This window comes from Bacillus cereus, from assembly GCF_002577405.1.
GTDB classification, from domain to species: domain Bacteria; phylum Bacillota; class Bacilli; order Bacillales; family Bacillaceae_G; genus Bacillus_A; species Bacillus_A cereus_AU.
Genome location: NZ_NULR01000031.1, coordinates 1 through 12,525, shown reverse-complemented (window position 1 = coordinate 12,525; position 12,525 = coordinate 1). Strand labels below are relative to the sequence as shown.

The window sequence follows — 12,525 nt, the reverse complement described above, 5'->3', positions numbered from 1 at the left end:
TACATGCTAGAAAGTTTATTGTTTTTCTTCGCCGTCGGAGTTGCTTGCGAGCTTGCAGCAATTAATCGAAATGGTCGTAAGAAGGTAAAACAACAAGCTGAACTGATACAGCTTTTAAAAGAATTAAAGGAAAGAAAAATTTAAAAAGACGACCGGGCATAGACGGTCGTCTTTTCTATTACTATTTATATAAAGGGGAAAGGGGACACAAAGTTTATATAAGCGTAGCAGCGTAAATAAAAGCAGTAAGAAGAAGGGAGCCGCTAGCTAATCCTAAAAAATCTAATTTGTTAAAAGTGATGTTATTCATAATACATTCTCCTTACTTGTTTCTTTCTGACTTAATTATATGAAATATTGCAAGAAGTAACTATCGAATTAGCTTACAAGAAAATTACACTTTTGTAAGAATTGAAATGTAACAATTAATACTTAAAATTGTTACCAACTCCTAAAACTTAGTGTTATAATTGTTGTAAGAAAATGATTATAATTCGGATATTCAGAAAGGAACGAAACAAATGTATAAACCAATTACATTTTTGTTGAAATATATATTTAAAACGGCTGGGAAAGTAGAAGTGCAAGGGAGAGAGAAGTTACCAGAAGGTGGCCCGTATGTTGTTGCGTGTACCCATACAAGTTTTATGGATGTGCTAATGTTAGCGACAGGAATGTACCCGACTGAGATTCATTACATGGCAAAAAAAGAATTGTTTGAAGGGAAATTTAAAAATTGGTTCTTTAAAAATGTAAATGCATTCCCTGTAGATCGTGCGAATCCAGGACCGAGTACACTCAAAATTCCATCACGCTTATTAAAAGAAGGAAAGGTAGTCGGGATTTTTCCGAGTGGAACGAGATCATCAGAAGATGTTTCATTAAAAGCTGGGGCCGTTACGATTGCGCTGCGTTCTAACGTTCCATTAGTACCGGCAGCTTATATTGGTCCGTCAAGTGTAAAAGAATTAATAAAAGGAAAAAGGGCGCAACTAATTTTTGGGGATCCGATTGAAATTGATGCGGGAGAACAAATAGACCGAAAAACAGCTATGAAAATGATGACAGACCAATTAAATGAAAAGTTTGAAGAGCTAAAGGTAGCTTTGCAATCAAATCAAAAATAAGAAAAGACGGCCGGGCATAGACGGTCGTCTTTTCTATTACTATTTATATAAAGGGGAAAGGGGACACAAAGTTTATATAAGCGTAGCAGCGTAAATAAAAGCAGTAAGAAGAAGGGAGCCGCTAGCTAGTCCTAAAAAATCTAATTTGTTAAAAGTGATGTTATTCATAATACGTTCTCCTTACTTGTTTAATGTAGAAGCAACAGCTTTTGCGTCGATAAGAGCGGAAAATACCATACCCATTGTATTCGTAAAATTGTTTGATTTCATTTTGTTCATCATATCGATCCGCTCCTTTTCGATTGGTTGTTGCCCTGTTTCTGACTTAATTGTATGAAATATTGCGTAGAGCTACTATCGAATTAGCTTACAGAAAAATTACACTTTTGTAAGGAAAACGAATGCAGGTGTAATATGGTAGGGATATTTGAGAAGGATAATTTTACGTTACGTTATCAACATGGAATTTTTGCTGCCACTACCAGACGTCTCCTTTTTTACGGGGAATTTCCGTACTATCCCGCAACATTTAAAGATTACTCATATTTGCATATAGATGACATAGATTTCCGTCCGTGTTTCGAGTTTACTTGTAATCATAAAACCGTTAGAGCCAAGTATATTCAGAAAGGGAATGTGGAGCAGTTTGTTCGTACGATTAGAGCGAACGTGAATAATTAATCAACCGTTTGTTTAAACATAATATATCGGTCTTTATGAGAAAAAATGCGGAATAAAAACCACTTCTAAACCTCTAGGCGATAGTGATACAATGTCAAATGGGGGGAGGCATGAACTATGGTTAATCAACGTATTAAAGAAATAACACTAATTACAATTGGTTCATTATTATTCGCAATTGGTATTAATTACTTTGCAATTCCAAACCGTTTATCAGAAGGTGGCATTATTGGTGTAACGGTTGTTACTTACTATTTATTTGGTTGGTCACCAGGAATTGTGAATTTTGCTTTAAATGCGGTTTTATTGGCTATTGGTTATAAATTTTTTGATAAGAAAACGATGGTTTATACAATTTTAGGGATTGTAGAAACATCTTTGTTTTTATATGTTACAGAACACATTGAGTATCACGTAAATAGTGATACGTTATTAGCGGCTTTATTTGCTGGTGTATTTGTAGGTGTTGGATTAGGTTGTATGTTCAAAGCTGGAGGTACATCAGGAGGGTCAGCTATTTTAGCGCAGTTAGCAAATCAATATTTAGGTTGGAGCGTTGGTAAAGGTGTACTTATTATTGATATTGTTGTAATTGCTGGTTCTGTATTTATAATAGGACAAGAAAAAGCAATGTATACGCTTGTTGCTGTATTCATCGGAGCGAAAGTGATTGATTTCATTGTAGAAGGAATGGATACAAAAACTGCTGTTACGATCATTTCGAATCAACCGGACTTAATTCGTGAAGCTATTACGAAAAGCATGACACGCGGCGTCACTGTATTGGAAGGGCGCGGCGGATATACTGGTAAAAATAAAGAAGTATTATATGTAGTTATAAATAAACAAGAACTTGTTAGGTTAAAACAAGTTATTAGCCGAGTAGATGAAGATGCCTTTGTTGTTATTCACGATGTACGTGATGTACTTGGCGGTGGCTTTAAAGCAAGCTAAAAGATGAACGAGTAAATTCGTTCATCTTTTTTATGCTTACAAAAATGTAAGGGTAATGTAATGGGATTGAATGGTAGATTTTATTTCGTCTTTTTAAAATGGATGTATAGATATCCTGCAGAGGAGGAAGGTTTATATGAAGAAAAAAATGATTACTACTGTAATAGCGATAGCGGTAATAGGGGTAGTGTTACTGCCTACGAAACTTGGGCCAGTTATTGATAAATACAATCCACTTTATAAGACGAAAGAATACTATACGATAGTGAATACGATTGGTCAGCATGTTGGTGATGAATGGTATGAATATGAATTTATTGCATTTGATGAACGTGGAAAAGAGCAAAAAATAAAGAAGACTGTTAAGCATATGTTAAAGAGAGATGAAGCGTTAAAGGTGTACGCAAAAGGACGTTACGGTGAGTCGATTGAAGAGATTGAAGCAACAAATATTCCTATAAATGCGAAGAGTGAACTTTTAGCGATGAGATAGCGAAATATACCCCCATCTATTTTTTGTCGAAAGATAAAATACTGGTGGGGGGTATTTATCCGGCGCATAAAAAATGCCCTGGTCCATAGGAACTAGGGCATTTTATTATATAAAGGGGAAGGGGACACATTGCAGTAGTATAAGTGAAAGGTATAAGAAGAGTAGGCTACTAGCAATGTAATTTGGTTATGTGAGTGTTCTTCTTATTTGGCTTACTTTCTAATCTTATTGTACGAAATATAGGTAAGAGGAACTATCGAATTACATTACATATAGCTTACAAACATGTAAGACTCCTGTAATGCAATTCGATAGTTGAAAGAGAGTAAATTTAATATAGTATAAGTAGAAAGTCTCAATGTATTACTTTCTGTTTGTAATGTAATGAAGAATGAAAACCAACTAATTTTTAATAGTCCTCATCTGTATTTAGATGAGGCTCTTTTTTGAACCTTACAACATTGTAAGGTTTACGTAAGTTAATTCGATAGTAATTTTGTCATATTTTTTGCATAATAGATACAAATAGATAAAGTAATTAGGGATTTAGTAAGAAGGGAGAAAAATGGGATGCGTAAAGAAGAAGTAGTGAAGTTTCCAATTAAAGATTTCTGTAGCTACTTTACTGTTGCCGTAGTGTGTATTGGATTATTTGATATCATAACAAACTTAGTTGTTAAATAATATAGATAATAAAACAAGAAGGGAGGTCCTTTCTTGTTTTTTTTATGGAGGAATAAAGATGAAATGGATTGATAGTCATATACATGTTGATCAATATGGGAATGAAGAGAAAAGTAGATTACTTATAGATGTGGAAAACAGTAAAGAGATACAAGGGCTTATTGCAGTATCTATGAATTATCAATCATGTCGAGAAACTCTATCTTTAGCAAATCGGTATCCCTTTATATATCCAGCAATAGGTTTTCATCCGGAGCAACCGATTTATAAAGAAGAATGTGAGCGGATTTATCAACTCATTGAAGAGCATGCTGAGGAAATTGTTGCAATCGGTGAAGTGGGCTTGCCGTATTATGTAAGGAAAGAAGACGAAAATATTGCTATCGATCCATACATAGTGGTGTTAAAAAGGTTTGTTGAACTAGCTAGTAAGCACAATTTACCAATTGTATTGCACGCAGTTTATGAGGATGCGGATATTGTATGTGATTTACTCGAGGAATATAAAGTTTCACGTGCACATTTTCATTGGTTTAAAGGAAGTGAAGAGACAATGAAACGGATGATGAGGAACGGTTATTATATTTCTATTACACCGGATGTTTTGCATAAGGAGAAAATTAGAAAAATCGTTTCGTATTATCCGCTTGAATATATGATGGTAGAAACAGATGGGCCGTGGGAATTTCAAGAAGGTGTTATGACGCATCCTAGAATGATTAAAGAGGTATTAAAGGAAATTAGTGTCATAAAAAACATATCTGTTGATAAGGTTACAGAAACAATATATGAAAATACCATTCAATTTTATTTGAAGGGATAGGAGAGTTACTCTTACCCTTTTTATTATGGATATTTTTTCCGTTATTTTCTATAATTTATCATGTGTTCAATTTAATGAAGGAAGTAGGGGAGAAAATGGGGAGAGCATATAAAAAGATAGCTATTACGATTATGGTCGGGGCGCTTTCACTTGCAACGTTTGGGTGTGAAGCAGAACAAAAGGTTGCAAATACAAATGTAGCACAAGAAAAAAAGGAAGAACAAATTGATCCAGTAGTTGAAAAACAGATGAAAGAAAATGAGAAAAATGGGAATTCGGTTGGAAACAGTTCTAATAAAGGAAAAATGGCAGAGAGTAATGGATGGATTTACTATGCGGTAAATGGGGATGAAAATACAGGAGGAATTTATCGTACGAAGGATCAATTTCAAACATCAGAGCATGTAGTAAAAGGCGTGAATGCTTCTTACATAAATATAAAAGACAAATCTTTATATTTTATTCATACGGATGAAGATAAAAATATGGGGTTATCTTCTTTAATGAAGTATGATATACCTTCTAAAAAGCTGGACACGTTAAAAACAGATACAAATTATGTTTATATAAAAGACCAAACGTTATTTTATCCGAAAAAGTATTCTGAGCATGGTGGTTTTGATATTGTAGGGATTGTAAAAATGGATTTGAAAACAGGAAAAGAAGAGGAAGCTGCATTTAAAAACTCTGGCTGGTCTCAAACAATAGACGATAGTATTCTACATTGGAATAAAAATCGTGGAACACAGGTAACAAAAGATAATAAAACTTGGTCAAAAGAAGATTATGCAACAATATCTAGTGCTATTTATAATAATGAAAAATTATATGCTGTTGTCGACTTTTCGTTACCTTTTGAAACAAATCAAGCAGAGCATGGCATATATGAGATAGACATTCAACAAAATAAGGAAGAATTATTAGTAAAGGATGCCTTACAGATGAATATGAAAGGCGATACTTTTTATTACTTGAAAAATGATGGAGTGTATAAGAAGAAACTTAATGGTGGAAATGAAAAGGTAATTTATAATAAAGCGGTCGAACCAACTAAATCCTATTTATATTTTGTAGCAGGAGATATGTATCTCTACACGGATAATGGAACTATTCTGAATTTGGATACAAAGAAATCAAATGAAGCAAAAGATAAAAAATTAGCGGATGATGTTATGTTAAAGAAAGTATTAAATGCGCAAAAGGAACTTACTAATATTCAAATAGCGGCATTAACAGGAAGCCCAAAACGAGTAGGGAATTTTTCATATGGAGAATTAGTTAACCCTGCTTATAATACGAAGGCTGCTTTAGAGACTACGCTATCGACGTACTTCTCAAAACAATTCATAGCAGAATATATGAAGGGTGAGTATATTAAAGAATTAAATGGAAAGATGCACTATGTCATGGGGGACCCAGGAGCGAGAGCTGGGACTAAATACATAAAGATTATTTCTGCTCAGTTACAGGATGGTAAGATAAAAGCACAGGTAGAAACGTATAACGATTACGATAATGTAACGGAAGAAGTAGAAGTAGAGTTTATTTATGAAAATGATCAATGGGTTGTTAATAAAATGCCACGTTTCGACTTAGGTTGAAAAAAACACCAAGCATCTCGCTTGGTGTTTTTATTATGATTCTAATTTCTTTGCACGTTTTAATAATAAAAGAAAGACGATGATAATGAACCCGAGTATAAGGAAGAATCCATATTGTTTTATATAATCAATTACGTCATCTGCACTTGTTGGTTTTTCAACATGAATGCCGTCTTTATCAGTAGTAATATGAATATCGTTCATTTTTACTTCGTTCGTCTCTTTTTGTAAATCAATCCATTCTATATTTGGAATGCTTTCTAGATCCGTTAAAACTTCTTTTAATGGTTGCACACCTAAGTAAGGATGATAGAATGCACCAATAACTCCATCGGATAATTTAGCAACAGATAAAGCACGTTCTTTCATTTTCGCAATAGCTTGTGGTTTATCTTCTTCAATAAATCCAACTGTTTCAGGCATTAATTTCATTCCGTGTAGAAATGATGGTGTACTTCTGTATGCTGGAGAGTGCATGGATTTCCAAGTTGTATCACTTAACTGTAGTTGTCCTACATAGGTTGAAAAGTATCTTGATAATATTTCATACCCTTTTTGAGACATTGTGTAATGAGGCGCTTCAAATGCAACAGGATATAGTTTAGCATCTACAAGTTCTTGAATGCCTTTTTCGATATGATCAGTCGTATATTTTTCTTCAAACTCTTTCCCTTTTTTTACATATTGGTTATATGCTTCTGTATTAGGAAAGTCATCCTTTGTTTTTGGTTTTTCATGCTTTGGTTGCCGAATTGGTTGATCTGTTTTTACGTCCCAAAATTCAAAGCCTTCACCAGTTTCACTGTCATAAAATTGGTGAGTATAGCCATGCATAATGATGGAGGCACCATCATCTTGCATAGAGCGTAAAAGATCGACTAATTCGGGTTTGTCTTTTAAGTGTATCGTTTTTCCTGTATCCGGATCTGTATATACCGGAATGACCGTAATCATGTAAGGGATCTTCTTCTCTTTTAGTAATTCAGCAATTTCTTTTAATTGATTTATATCTGCGGCTGGGTGAACGTCCTCAAGGCGCAGATACGCTTCAATTTTATTTTTCGTTGGTTTTTGTTCGAAGTAAGAAAATAGCATTTCGCCGACGTAATGAGACATCCAATCAAAAAGGTTTGGCGTTGCAACGTAATAAGATGTTCCATGCTGAACGATTAATGGATTAGTACTATTTGAGCTTAAAGCGTTAGCGAGAATGGTTCCAGTCGTATCAAACGCTTGAATCAATCGTTCCTCTTCTAAAGTGTTTTTCAGCTTATTGCTTGGATATTCAATTTTATTAACGCGTATATCATCTTCCTTCAGTGTAATGAAAGAAAAACGATTAGATAATTGCTCAACATTTTGTCCTAACACTAATAAGGGCCCTGAGAAGTTTTCTAGAAATTGTTTTGTCTCATCAGAAAACTCTTCTTTTTGTTCACCGATATAGACAATATGTGTATAAGAAGACGAATTAGTAATTTCATTTACTTGTTTTAAACTTTTCGTAGTTATATCATTTGTAAAATGCCCTAATTGAGTATTAAGTATTTGAATATTATTTGTAATTTGATCGTCTTTTGTACTATACAGAACAAGTACTTTTGGTTTTGATGATGTTTGCGCAGAGGTGTGTATAGGGATGAGTAGTACAATACTGAACAAGAGTAGTATGTATTTTTTCATTTTGTGTGCTCCTAGTCTATATATGGAATTCAATTTACAATTATATACAAGAAACAAGCTGTAGTCCATTTAAGTTACATTTTTACACGTATTTACCAGATGTTTTTTCATAAAATCGGTCTAAAGCATGATGATAACATATATGGTTATTTGCTATGATGAAAGAGTGAGAGAATGATAGAATATAGGCAATTGTAAAGGGAAGAAGGCTGAAAGGGGACAAATTTCAGCGGAGAAAGAGGTAGAGGTAGTGAAGAAATTCTTTGTAGGATTTTTAGTTGTTCTTGGAGTGTATGTATATTTCCAAGATAAGTCTGAAGGAATGGATAAGCTAGTGAATGAGACAAGCTATGTTGATTCAGAAGAAGCGAAACAGATGAAACAAATCATTATAGAGGAAGCAAATAAAGTAAATCTTCCGGAATGGATACCTCTTACAATTGCTGAACATGAAAGCCGATTAAATCCAAGAAGTGTTGGAGATAATGGAACTTCATTCGGATTGTTTCAATTGCACCGCGGCGGTGGACTTGCGCCAGATTCTTTAACTGATGAAGAGCTGAAAGACCCACGTACAAATGCGCAAATAGCAATGCCGCATTTAGTGAAAGGATATAAGCGCGGGGTGCAAAAAGGTTTGACTGATTTTGCATTACTGAAATATGTAGCGAATACATCAGGTTGGCCAGGGAATTTAGGGCCAGAGTGGACGGATAACAACATGAAGTATAACGTTGGATTAGAGGACGTATACTATCGAAATAAAGGTGTAATAAAGTAAATCTTTAATCAGTGGGGAGTTTTACTACCCTAAAATAATGGGAAAACAGAGTAGGTTTTCGATACCTACTCTGTTTTTTTATGGAGAATTTCATCTTCTTGTTTCGTGAAATACTGCGCTAGTTGTATTTTTACATCCTCTAGTTTTGTAGAAACTTGGGGTATTTTATATCCTACATACAACGGTGAAACGACAAACCTAGGAACAACTTTACAAATGGTTTTTCCGTTTAGGTTATAGAAAAATAGGTTATAACTACTACACCCTTTATGGAAATCTGTCAGTATGTAACGTACAGTTTGCTGAATATAGTTTGCCATTTCATCGAGAAAGGCAATATCTTCAATGATTATGTTAAATTCAGTAAAACCGATAATGGGGCGCTCTGAAATGTTGAGCTCAATGTTTCCGTTTTTTTGAACAATTACCCCTTGGAAATTTTCTTCTTTAATATTTTCGAGATAGTCTACATGTTTCATTCCGATAATTTGCATGTGTGCATGATGCAAACTTCCACCTGAAAATGGACCGTGATTTTTGTATAAAATCACAGATGTAAATTCTTCACTTTTCTGCAAGTGTAACCAATGTTGAATAGAGAAGTGAATTAGTTTTCTCATATGTTCTTCTGTATATGTTCCGATATGATCCTCACAATTATCAGTTTCAATTAACACTGTTTGAAATGTATCTTTTAATGTAGGGAATTTATTTTTCAGCCAAATAATAGAGCCCTCAGTTGCTAAAATATCCGTTAAATTTTCTCTGTCACAAAAAGGACATGCAGCGCCTCTGTTCCGAATGCTTTCCGGCTTTTGTTTACCGATATCGTTTAAAAAATATAGTTGTTGAGTATCCATTTGTATATATGCCCCTTTAAAATATGTGTAAAAATCCCGCTTAATACATTCGGGAAAAGGAGGGGGAAATCCTTTAAAGGGAATAGGGAAAAATAAAAGACAAGATATCCTCATTATAATAGGGTACCTTGTCTTTTATTTTTTCTTTAATAATGTGTATGGATAATATAGAGTATTTTCGTTTTGTTTCTTTTTTCTATTTTTTATTGTGTATAAGGCAATTGCTGTACTTGCGATTACAATAATGGCTTTCTTCATATTCATATACCCCTTTTTATTGTTGGTTTAATTCTTGACTAACTGCTTTTGCATCGACTAAAGCATGTAAAATCATTTTTACCATGTTCATCATATTTTCTTCACTCCTTTTATAGTTCGTTTAGTTCTTTTACAACTGCTTGTCCGTTCACTAATACCTCAAAGATTGCTTTTACGATTTCTTTCATCATGATTGTTTCCTCCTTTTGTTTGTCTCTCTTGTTTACATCTTTATTGTATAAGGAGGTAGCTTTTCATACTATCGCTTTCCATTACGTGAACATAACAGTTTTGTAAGCTTTGATGTCACTTATTGAAATGTTTAGTCTATCTTCATTATTTTCAGAAAAATGACTATTCAAACATGAAATTGGAAAGTATAATAAAGAAGTAAGTATTAAATTCCGTACGAAAGAGGTGAATGAGATGAAACGTTCTTTAGCTGCGCGTGCCAAATTTTTAGATTTTATCTATTTTTGTCATGCGATTTTTCATGATGTAGTTGTTAACGGGATACGTATGCCCTTTTTTAACAATTGCATAGTAGCTATTGAACGATAGAAATCTCTTCACCCATTTTTAATAAACGTGTGAAAAGGGAGCTATTTGGCTTCCTTTTTCTATGCCAAAAACCATGGGGAATGTTTCTTTCCCATGGTTTTTTATATTGAAAGGAGTACGGAAAATGACAATTTGTAGTGTAAATAATGTAACGAAATCTTTTGGTGGAAACATCATATTTGAAAATATATCGCTTGAAATAAAGAATGGTGAACGTGTTGGTTTGGTCGGCCGCAACGGTAGTGGGAAGACAACGATATTTCAGCTTCTAACAGGAATGGAGAATTCGGATGCAGGAGCGATTCATATGAAGAAAGGTACACGTATTGGTCATGTGGCACAAATTCCAAAATTTGATGAGGATATGACTGTATATGATGTATTGAGTTCCGCCTTTAAAGCAGAAAAGGAATTAGAACAAGAAATGCATGTTTTAGAAAAGAATATGGCGGAAGAACAAGAACCATCTGCTTTGCAAAAATTGATGGAGAGGTACGGAGTAATTCAAGAAAAGTTCACGTTTCTCGGTGGTTATGAAATAGAAGCAAATATTACGAAGGTAGCAAATGGTCTACAAGTGACGGAACTATTTCCTCGATCATTTATGGAGTTAAGTGGTGGAGAACAAACAAAAATAAGCCTTGCGTACATGCTATTGCAGAAACCAGATTTACTTCTATTAGATGAACCAACCAATCATCTAGATTTATTTGCCGTAGAGTGGCTAGAGCAATTTTTAAAAGAATATACAGGAACAGTTATGGTCATTTCACATGATCGTTATTTCCTTGATGAAGTTGTAACGAAGATTTTTGATTTAGAAGATGGAGAAATTCACGTGTATCATACGAACTATTCTCAGTTCGTTGAGGAAAAGGAAGAACGGTTGCTTCAGGAGTTCCAAGCTTATCAAGAACAGCAAAAGAAAATAAAGAAAATGAAAGAAGCAATTAAGCGTCTACGTGAATGGGCAAATCAAGCGAACCCTCCGAATGAAGGATTGCATAAAAGAGCGAGAAATATGGAACGTGCGTTAGAACGTATAGAGAAGTTAAAGAGACCAATTTTAGAACGAAAACAGATGGGACTTCAGTTTGAGGGGCAAGAGAGAAGCGGAAAAGATGTTGTTGTAATGAAAGAAGTTAGTAAAGGATTTGCTGACAGATTGTTATTCGAGCATGCCAATTTACATGTTCGTTTTCAGGAGCGTGCGGCTATTGTTGGTCGTAATGGCACTGGAAAGACTACGCTACTAAAATTACTACTAGAAGAAATAGAGCCAGATGCTGGAGAAATTCGGATTGGTAGTAGTGTGAAAATCGGTTATTTATCGCAGCATGCGTACGGAAATATGAAGAGTAATGTATTGGAAGCTTTCAGAGAGTGTGTAGCTGTAACAGAGGGAGAAGCAAGACATATATTAGCTAAGTTTTTATTTTATGGTCCAGCGGTGTTTAAGAAAGTAACCCAACTTAGCGGGGGAGAAAAAATGAGGTTAAGGCTCGCACAACTTATGTATCAGGACATCAATTTTTTAATATTAGATGAGCCGACAAACCATCTTGATATTGAATCAAGAGAAGTTTTAGAGGAAGCCCTTGAACAATATAATGGAACAATTTTAGCTGTTTCACATGATCGATATTTCTTAAATAAGTTATTTGAAAAGACGTATTGGATTGATGAACATAAATTATTTGAGTTTACAGGGAACTATGCATGGGCTCGTCAAAAGTGGGAAGAAAAGGTTGAGAAACAAGTAATAAAGCAGAAACGCCAGGGGAGAAAAAGTATTGAAACAGCTCATGTGAAAAAGAAAGAGCCTAGGAGTTTTGAGGAGATTGAAAACGAGTTAATGCATGTAGAAGAAGCGATATATGAACTTGAATGTAAAATGGAAAATGTAGTTGATGTTGAAATGCTTGAACAATTGTATGAAGAAAAAATGAAAAAAGAGTTGTTACGAGTAGAGTTATATAATGAACTAGAGAGTATTGTGGAGTAAAGAGTAAAGAGTAA

General features: G+C 34.3%; 15 protein-coding genes. 10 read left to right on the top strand and 5 right to left on the bottom strand.

Going from position 1 to position 12,525, the window contains the following annotated elements; translation table 11 throughout:
- The first annotated feature begins 3 nt into the window (after positions 1-3).
- Positions 4-144: a YrzO family protein gene (locus COC96_RS25895; RefSeq protein ID WP_000894071.1), complete on the top strand. Its 141-nt coding sequence runs from the start codon at positions 4-6 to the stop codon at positions 142-144.
- A 70-nt stretch (positions 145-214) separates the two neighbouring features.
- Here COC96_RS25895 and COC96_RS27370 read toward each other — a convergent pair whose 3' ends face one another.
- Positions 215-310: a DUF3948 family protein gene (locus tag COC96_RS27370; protein ID WP_001060006.1), complete on the bottom strand. Its 96-nt coding sequence runs from the start codon at positions 308-310 to the stop codon at positions 215-217.
- A 211-nt stretch (positions 311-521) separates the two neighbouring features.
- Between COC96_RS27370 and COC96_RS25885 the strand changes: the two genes are divergently transcribed.
- Entirely contained in the window at positions 522-1,127 is a 606-nt protein-coding gene (locus COC96_RS25885; protein WP_098268935.1) for a lysophospholipid acyltransferase family protein, read from the top strand.
- Positions 1,128-1,199: 72 nt separating this feature from the next.
- Here COC96_RS25885 and COC96_RS25880 read toward each other — a convergent pair whose 3' ends face one another.
- On the bottom strand, positions 1,200-1,295 hold the full coding sequence (locus COC96_RS25880; protein ID WP_001060006.1) for a DUF3948 family protein: 96 nt from the start codon (positions 1,293-1,295) through the stop codon (positions 1,200-1,202).
- Positions 1,296-1,541: 246 nt separating this feature from the next.
- On the opposite strand from COC96_RS25880, the gene COC96_RS25870 reads away from it, so the two are divergent.
- The 5 genes from COC96_RS25870 to COC96_RS25845 all read left to right on the top strand — a co-directional run bounded on the left by COC96_RS25870 (position 1,542) and on the right by COC96_RS25845 (position 6,363).
- Positions 1,542-1,808 (top strand): PH domain-containing protein, encoded by a 267-nt coding sequence (locus COC96_RS25870; RefSeq protein ID WP_098769670.1) that lies wholly within the window; start codon positions 1,542-1,544, stop codon positions 1,806-1,808.
- 117 nt (positions 1,809-1,925) lie between these two features.
- Positions 1,926-2,762 (top strand): YitT family protein, encoded by an 837-nt coding sequence (locus COC96_RS25865; RefSeq protein WP_097903026.1) that lies wholly within the window; start codon positions 1,926-1,928, stop codon positions 2,760-2,762.
- Between the two features lie 136 nt (positions 2,763-2,898).
- On the top strand, positions 2,899-3,255 hold the full coding sequence (locus COC96_RS25860; RefSeq protein ID WP_098769668.1) for a YxeA family protein: 357 nt from the start codon (positions 2,899-2,901) through the stop codon (positions 3,253-3,255).
- A gap of 742 nt (positions 3,256-3,997) precedes the next feature.
- Entirely contained in the window at positions 3,998-4,762 is a 765-nt protein-coding gene (locus COC96_RS25850; protein WP_098769666.1) for a TatD family hydrolase, read from the top strand.
- Positions 4,763-4,857: 95 nt separating this feature from the next.
- Positions 4,858-6,363 (top strand): DL-endopeptidase inhibitor IseA family protein, encoded by a 1,506-nt coding sequence (locus tag COC96_RS25845; RefSeq protein WP_141535867.1) that lies wholly within the window; start codon positions 4,858-4,860, stop codon positions 6,361-6,363.
- Between the two features lie 33 nt (positions 6,364-6,396).
- Here COC96_RS25845 and COC96_RS25840 read toward each other — a convergent pair whose 3' ends face one another.
- Complete coding sequence (locus COC96_RS25840; RefSeq protein WP_098268928.1) at positions 6,397-8,046, bottom strand: DUF2334 domain-containing protein; 1,650 nt, start codon at positions 8,044-8,046, stop codon at positions 6,397-6,399.
- A 250-nt stretch (positions 8,047-8,296) separates the two neighbouring features.
- On the opposite strand from COC96_RS25840, the gene COC96_RS25835 reads away from it, so the two are divergent.
- Entirely contained in the window at positions 8,297-8,827 is a 531-nt protein-coding gene (locus COC96_RS25835; RefSeq protein WP_098268927.1) for a transglycosylase SLT domain-containing protein, read from the top strand.
- A 65-nt stretch (positions 8,828-8,892) separates the two neighbouring features.
- Here COC96_RS25835 and COC96_RS25830 read toward each other — a convergent pair whose 3' ends face one another.
- Positions 8,893-9,687, bottom strand: coding sequence for a DUF4931 domain-containing protein (locus COC96_RS25830; RefSeq protein WP_441293639.1), 795 nt, complete (start codon positions 9,685-9,687; stop codon positions 8,893-8,895).
- 135 nt (positions 9,688-9,822) lie between these two features.
- Positions 9,823-9,951, bottom strand: a complete 129-nt coding sequence (locus COC96_RS25825; protein ID WP_098268925.1) for a spore coat protein B — start codon at positions 9,949-9,951, stop codon at positions 9,823-9,825.
- 420 nt (positions 9,952-10,371) lie between these two features.
- Between COC96_RS25825 and COC96_RS28255 the strand changes: the two genes are divergently transcribed.
- Positions 10,372-10,506, top strand: a complete 135-nt coding sequence (locus COC96_RS28255; RefSeq protein WP_098769664.1) for an RAxF-45 family protein — start codon at positions 10,372-10,374, stop codon at positions 10,504-10,506.
- A 73-nt stretch (positions 10,507-10,579) separates the two neighbouring features.
- A complete protein-coding gene (gene abc-f, locus COC96_RS25815) occupies positions 10,580-12,511 on the top strand; it encodes a ribosomal protection-like ABC-F family protein (protein ID WP_098769663.1) in 1,932 nt (643 codons plus the stop codon).
- Positions 12,512-12,525: the final 14 nt, after the last annotated feature.

Bases quoted from the DNA above. Each gene is read 5' to 3' on its own strand.
- abc-f (WP_098769663.1), top strand. From the start codon at position 10,580: ATGGGGAATGTTTCTTTCCCATGGTTTTTTATATTGAAAGGAGTACGG.
- COC96_RS25850 (WP_098769666.1), top strand. From the start codon at position 3,998: ATGAAATGGATTGATAGTCATATACATGTTGATCAATATGGGAATGAA.
- COC96_RS27370 (WP_001060006.1), bottom strand. From the start codon at position 310: ATGAATAACATCACTTTTAACAAATTAGATTTTTTAGGATTAGCTAGC.
- COC96_RS25830 (WP_441293639.1), bottom strand. From the start codon at position 9,687: ATGGATACTCAACAACTATATTTTTTAAACGATATCGGTAAACAAAAG.
- COC96_RS25860 (WP_098769668.1), top strand. From the start codon at position 2,899: ATGAAGAAAAAAATGATTACTACTGTAATAGCGATAGCGGTAATAGGG.
- COC96_RS25845 (WP_141535867.1), top strand. From the start codon at position 4,858: ATGGGGAGAGCATATAAAAAGATAGCTATTACGATTATGGTCGGGGCG.
- COC96_RS28255 (WP_098769664.1), top strand. From the start codon at position 10,372: ATGAAACGTTCTTTAGCTGCGCGTGCCAAATTTTTAGATTTTATCTAT.
- COC96_RS25880 (WP_001060006.1), bottom strand. From the start codon at position 1,295: ATGAATAACATCACTTTTAACAAATTAGATTTTTTAGGACTAGCTAGC.
- COC96_RS25895 (WP_000894071.1), top strand. From the start codon at position 4: ATGCTAGAAAGTTTATTGTTTTTCTTCGCCGTCGGAGTTGCTTGCGAG.
- COC96_RS25870 (WP_098769670.1), top strand. From the start codon at position 1,542: ATGGTAGGGATATTTGAGAAGGATAATTTTACGTTACGTTATCAACAT.
- COC96_RS25840 (WP_098268928.1), bottom strand. From the start codon at position 8,046: ATGAAAAAATACATACTACTCTTGTTCAGTATTGTACTACTCATCCCT.
- COC96_RS25885 (WP_098268935.1), top strand. From the start codon at position 522: ATGTATAAACCAATTACATTTTTGTTGAAATATATATTTAAAACGGCT.
- COC96_RS25825 (WP_098268925.1), bottom strand. From the start codon at position 9,951: ATGAATATGAAGAAAGCCATTATTGTAATCGCAAGTACAGCAATTGCC.
- COC96_RS25865 (WP_097903026.1), top strand. From the start codon at position 1,926: ATGGTTAATCAACGTATTAAAGAAATAACACTAATTACAATTGGTTCA.